The 4,564-nt window shown below is 64.7% G+C and carries 6 protein-coding genes; all 6 read left to right on the forward strand.

Going from position 1 to position 4,564, the window contains the following annotated elements:
- The coding region (locus tag R1101_RS0116375) for a sulfite exporter TauE/SafE family protein (protein ID WP_016934461.1) at positions 1 to 427 on the forward strand (427 nt) is incomplete at its 5' end.
- A 150-nt stretch (positions 428 to 577) separates the two neighbouring features.
- Positions 578 to 1,141 (forward strand): alternate-type signal peptide domain-containing protein, encoded by a 564-nt coding sequence (locus tag R1101_RS0116380; RefSeq protein WP_016934462.1) that lies wholly within the window; start codon positions 578 to 580, stop codon positions 1,139 to 1,141.
- A gap of 4 nt (positions 1,142 to 1,145) precedes the next feature.
- Positions 1,146 to 1,691 carry a hypothetical protein gene (locus tag R1101_RS31070; protein WP_232284770.1) on the forward strand — a complete coding sequence of 182 codons (546 nt, stop codon included), beginning with the start codon at positions 1,146 to 1,148 and terminating at the stop codon, positions 1,689 to 1,691.
- Entirely contained in the window at positions 1,688 to 2,278 is a 591-nt protein-coding gene (locus R1101_RS0116390; RefSeq protein WP_016934464.1) for a signal peptidase I, read from the forward strand. Before R1101_RS31070 ends, R1101_RS0116390 begins: the two co-directional genes overlap by 4 nt.
- A complete protein-coding gene (locus tag R1101_RS0116395) occupies positions 2,265 to 2,897 on the forward strand; it encodes a SipW-dependent-type signal peptide-containing protein (protein WP_016934465.1) in 633 nt (210 codons plus the stop codon). The genes R1101_RS0116390 and R1101_RS0116395 overlap by 14 nt, the downstream gene beginning before the upstream one ends.
- A 7-nt stretch (positions 2,898 to 2,904) precedes the next feature.
- Positions 2,905 to 4,564, forward strand: a 1,660-nt coding sequence (locus tag R1101_RS29275; protein ID WP_016934466.1) for a signal peptidase I, incomplete at its 3' end; no start/stop codon positions are given.

A 4,564-nucleotide genomic window follows, 5' to 3' on the forward strand; every position in this document is an offset into this window, starting at 1 on the left:
GCTGCAGCCGAAGATCCAGGCTTGGGTGGCGCGCAGAACGGGTGGCGACGCCGACGCCCGTCTCGGACCGATACGGATGACGCTGCTCGTCGTCGGCACCTTCGCCGTCGGTATCTACGGCGGCTACTTCACAGCAGCGCAGGGCATTCTGCTGATGGGTCTGTTCGGCGCGTTGCTGCACGATCACATCCAGCGGCAGAACGCCGCGAAGAACCTGCTCTCACTGGTCGTGAACGTCGTGGCCGCCTGTGCGTACATCCTGGTGGCGTTCGACCGGATCGATTGGACCGTGGCCGCACTGATCGCCGTGGGCTCCTTGATCGGCGGTTACCTCGGTTCCCACTACGGCCGGCGCCTGTCGCCGGTCGCGTTGCGGATCGCCATCGTCGTCGTCGGCCTGATCGGGCTGTACCGGCTGTTGTTCTGACCCGGTCATTTCTTCCCGGCGGTAACGAAATCGTCTCCTATCGCCCCAGGGGCAACACCCGTCACAGAAATACCAGATGGTTGGTATGGAGTCGATCACAACGGGTACCTGACGAAGGTCGGGAGCACGACCTTCGAGGGGAGCAATCGTATGAAGAAACAGACCAAAGGAGCGATCGCCGCAGGGGCCGGAGCCATCCTGCTCCTGGGCGGACTGGGCAGCCTCGCGTTCTGGAACGATCAGACCGACGGTGACGCCGGTACCATCACATCCGGTCAGCTGACGCTCGGGGAGTGCGCCGGCGGCGGCACGTGGACCGATGTCGGCAATGGTGGAGCGACGATCAGTGACATTTCATCGTTCCGAATCGTCCCGGGCGACACGGTGCGCTACACCTGCGCCTCCACGCTCACCGCCCAGGGCGACAATCTGGAAGCCACACTCACCGCGAATCTGGATGGCGTCACGGGAAATACCGACTTGCGAAACGCCCTGATCACAACCATCGACGGCGAGTACGCCGGCCAGTCGTTCACCGGTGGAGCCGACGGTGTTCAGGTCGTGGCAAACGGCGGTGCGCCTCAGGATATTTCGGTCGACATCACCATCACGTTCGATCCGGCCACATCGGGGACGACCGGACAGAACGAGACCGTCGATCTCGGCAATCTGAGCCTGAATCTGCAGCAGAACACGAACCCCGCTCCCGCGTGAGGACATGAAGCGGAGATGGGCCTGGATCGCCGCAGTCGCGTCGGTTCTGCTCGTGACCCTCTGGTCCACACAGCAGACCGGCGCACTGTGGCGCGACAGCACACAACTCAGGGGCGGCACGATCATCTCTGGGAGCCTGACCATCATGGCCCAGGGCTCCCAGGACTACACATGGACGCACTTCGGCGGTACCAACCTGGCGCAGGGATCCGTGGTGCAACAGCCGTTGACGGTCAGCATTCGGGGTGACGCCCAGGCACGTTACCGATTGCAAGCGGTACGTCAGAGCTCGACCCGGTTGCCGATCGCGGTGACAGCGTGGATCGTCGGTTCCGCCGACGCATGCCCGACGTCATCCGGTGCAGCAGTGGCTACACCGACGTCGCCGATCGGCGGTCCTTGGACGGCCTTTCCGGCTCCAGGGGAAGGACGGTCGGCCGCTCCGGGCACCACGGAGGTGTGGTGCCTCCGGGCGACCGTCGGAGCCGCGGCAGAACAAGGCAGGTCGACCACCCTTGCGCTCGAATTTCGAGTGGAGCAACAGATATGACCGAATCCCGGGAAGAAGACGACCGGACAGGGCCGCTCTGGTGGATGGGCTCGATGCTCACCTGGGCCCTGCTGTTCGCCATGCTCGCCCTGCTGGCAATCACGATCCTGATCCCGGCCGTGGCCGGCGGCGAACGCTTCACCGTGCTCACCGGATCGATGGACCCCACCTACCCACCCGGCACCCTCATCGTCGTCGAACCCGTCGAACCCGACGAACTCGCGATCGGAATGCCCGTGACGTACCAGTTGCGTTCGGGGGATCCCACTGTGGTGACGCATCGGATCATCGCGTCCACCCAATCCGCGAAGGGGCAACGCACGTACATCACGCAGGGTGACGCCAACACTGTGCCCGACGAGAAACCGGTTCTCTACGAACAGATTCGGGGACGCGTCTGGTATTCGATCCCCTACCTGGGATACGTGAACAACTGGCTGACGGGGCAACAGCGTTCGTGGACCGTCGGGATCATCGCGATCGCACTGTTCGGCTACGCCACCGTGCTGTTCACCAGCGGTATCCGGGATGGCAGACGTGAGCGGGACGCAGCACGAACCGGCGGAGGCAGCGATGCGCGGCGATGAAGTTCTCGATCACCTTCGCAAGTACCTACGAAAAGCGGCTTCATTCTTCACCGTCCGGGTGCGCGCACTACTGTCACTCGGAACGGTCCTCGCACTCGGCGCGGTGGGAACCTTCGCCGCGTGGGCGAATTCGGCGGTGGCGACGGGAACGTTCAGTACCGGCACGGTCGATCTGCGAGCGAACGACGTGAAGTCCTATACGTTCTCCGACCTGAACTCGTCCTCCATGATGCCGGGCGAGAGTCGAGCGGCGAGTCTGCAGGTGCAGAACACACGCTCGACGATGGACGTCACGTACACGGTGAATGTCGCGACACCCGCCGGAAGTCCGGCCCTCGCGAACAATCTGCAACTCCGGGTCTTCAGCAACGGAACCCCGTCGAACCTCACTGCCGGCGGTCTCCGCAGGGGTACATGCACGGGAACACAGATCGGACAGACGAACCTGATCGCGGGAGGTGCTGCGCCGATCGTCGCTGCTGCTCGCCCCCTTGCGGCCACGACCGGTAGGGAGACACTGTGCATGGTCGTCACGTTGCCCACGTCGACGCCGCTCCCCACACAGAACCAGAGCGTGTCCGCCCTCGTGTTCACCTTCACGGCGCAGACGACGGTGTGAGGCGGCAATGACCGAACACGCACACCAGGCGCGGCCCCCACGCAGAGGGCGGGACACCCTCCTGACGATCGGTGCAGTACTCGGCAGCCTGTGCATCCTCGTCGCGGCGGTATCGGCCCTGTTCGGCCTGACGCCGTTGATCTTCCGCTCGGGTTCCATGGCACCCGCGATTCCTTCGGGCTCCCTCGCGATAGCGCACACCGTCCCCGCAGCCGACCTTCGGTCCGGTGACGTGGTGAGTGTGATCAACGATCAAGGCAGTCGCATCACCCATCGGATCGTGGAAGTCGAGTCCTTCGCCGGAAACACGGCCCTCCTCCGGCTGCAAGGAGATGCGAATCCGGAACCCGATCCCCGCAGTTACGGAGTGAGTTCGGCCGAACGGGTGCTCTTCCATGTCGACGGCCTCGGCTACCTTGCCGCCTGGCTCCGGACCGTTCCCGGCCTCGTCGTGCTGGCGATACTCGCCGCCGCCCTCATCCGGATCGCGGTGCGTCCCGACGGATCGCCCCTCCGGAACGCCCAGGCCCCCGTGACTCCTCTGGCAGTCCTCGTCGTCGTGTCTGCGGTCGGCCTCTCGCACACGCCGGGGACCGATGCGGCCTTCGTCGACAGCGCGACCGCGCGAAGCGGAGCGTTCGCTTCGAAGAGCGAGTACGTACCCCAAATTGCAGGAACGGTGGGCTGCAACAGCAAGCTCATTCTCGACCAACCCGATCCTGTCACGTTGAGCTGGACGCATCTCGGGTCGCCCTATCAGTACCGGATCATTCTGCGAGATCTGGACGGTCGTGTCTGGCGGACCGTCGACATCACCGACATCACCGCCGCGACGGGCGGCACCATCTCGTACGACCTGTACGGCACAGGTCTTCCTCGCCGCAGCCTCATCTGGCAGTACAACGCGGAAATACACACGATGTTGCCGGGAGGCACGGTGTCGGCAGCATGGAGGGGCCGCCTCGTCTCCCAACCCGTGTCCTTGATCAGCCACAACCAGGACCTCAACTGCAGCCCGAGCGGGGAACGTGACGGGACCCCGGCGTATGTGGCACCCCCGGCTTCCGTCGCATGCTCCACGACCGGCACAGGAAGTGCCACCGCAGCGACATTGACGTGGCCCCACGTCGGCACGGGTGTGACTTACCAGGTCACCGTTCGCAATCCGTCGGACGGAAATTTCGCCTACGTCACCACGGTGACCACCACCCCGACGGCCGCGGGGCAACCGGTGACCGCCAGGATCGCCCGGACCAACCTCGACACCGCTCTCATCACCGCGAATACCGCTGACGCCGAGATCCGTTCGATTCAAGGAGATTCGTATTCCACAGGTTTCGTCGCGTACAGGCTCGACACGACGTCGACTACGGGCGTCACCTGCTCGGCACCAGCGACGGGAGCACGCTCACTGCCGCAATCGTCTGCTTCCACCACGACGTCGACGACGTCCTCCCCGACCGCGAGTGCGGGGACATCGACCTCCCTCGGTCCGACCACCACCGAGGGGAGTCCCAGCACGTCCGGGTCGCCGTCCGCACCGACAGAAACGGAAATTGTCTCCGCGCTCCGCTCACCGTCCGGCCTGTACTCCGCTCGGCTCGTCCGATCCGAGGCCGGAACGTACGCCGTCATCACTGCTGCGACGGGCAGCGAGGAGTACCGCA

The organism is Rhodococcus sp. R1101 (assembly GCF_000278445.1).
Lineage (GTDB): Bacteria > Actinomycetota > Actinomycetes > Mycobacteriales > Mycobacteriaceae > Rhodococcus > Rhodococcus gordoniae.

Bases quoted from the DNA above. Each gene is read 5' to 3' on its own strand.
- R1101_RS0116395 (WP_016934465.1), top strand. From the start codon at position 2,265: ATGCGCGGCGATGAAGTTCTCGATCACCTTCGCAAGTACCTACGAAAA.
- R1101_RS31070 (WP_232284770.1), top strand. From the start codon at position 1,146: ATGAAGCGGAGATGGGCCTGGATCGCCGCAGTCGCGTCGGTTCTGCTC.
- R1101_RS0116390 (WP_016934464.1), top strand. From the start codon at position 1,688: ATGACCGAATCCCGGGAAGAAGACGACCGGACAGGGCCGCTCTGGTGG.
- R1101_RS0116380 (WP_016934462.1), top strand. From the start codon at position 578: ATGAAGAAACAGACCAAAGGAGCGATCGCCGCAGGGGCCGGAGCCATC.